Origin of the sequence: Photorhabdus tasmaniensis, from assembly GCF_011189505.1 — a bacterium.
GTDB lineage: Bacteria > Pseudomonadota > Gammaproteobacteria > Enterobacterales > Enterobacteriaceae > Photorhabdus > Photorhabdus tasmaniensis.
In genome coordinates this window covers 1-560 of the sequence record NZ_PUJU01000201.1, presented here as the reverse complement: position 1 = coordinate 560, position 560 = coordinate 1, and the positions used below count along the sequence as shown (strand labels likewise).

1 pseudogene is annotated in these 560 nt (G+C 43.8%); it reads right to left on the bottom strand.

Features of this window, described 5'->3' with window-relative positions:
• A pseudogene (locus C5471_RS23540) lies at positions 1–560 on the bottom strand (IS630 family transposase); the annotation flags it as partial.

Below are 560 nucleotides of genomic sequence, written 5' to 3'. Positions count from 1 at the left end.
CCGTAGTTATCCAGGATTAATGTGAGGGTTTCCGCATGGGGATATTGATGATTCAGTTCATCTAACATTTTGATAAATAAGTCAGAGTTCTTTTTTATTCCTTTAACATAGGTGATTTGCTCTGTTTGGGCATTGAGGCAGCCTGCAAGGTAATGTTTTTCGTTTCTTCCCGGGATGATAACCCGTTTTTGTTGTCCTTTGAAACACCCGTCCGCGCCAATTTTCGGGTTTAAATCAATATCCACCTCATCTTCATAGAAAACGGGATGTTTTTCTGAAATATTCGCTTTGGCTTCTGCGATCTTTGCCATTTTCTCATCGTATTTGGGATCAGGTTGTTTTACCGTAGGTGCCGCTCTGCGCCAAACAATCCCCGCCTGAGCAAAGTAACTATAGAGGACACTTTGTGTCAGAGAAAGGTTGAGTCATTCATTAAGGGTATGAGTCATGAGTTCAAGGCTCCAGCGAGAGCGGAGATAGCCTAATTCTTGGGGCGATTGCTGTAATAAGACAAGCAATAGGTTATAGAGAGGGGAGAGATCCCAGACAGCAGGTCGGCC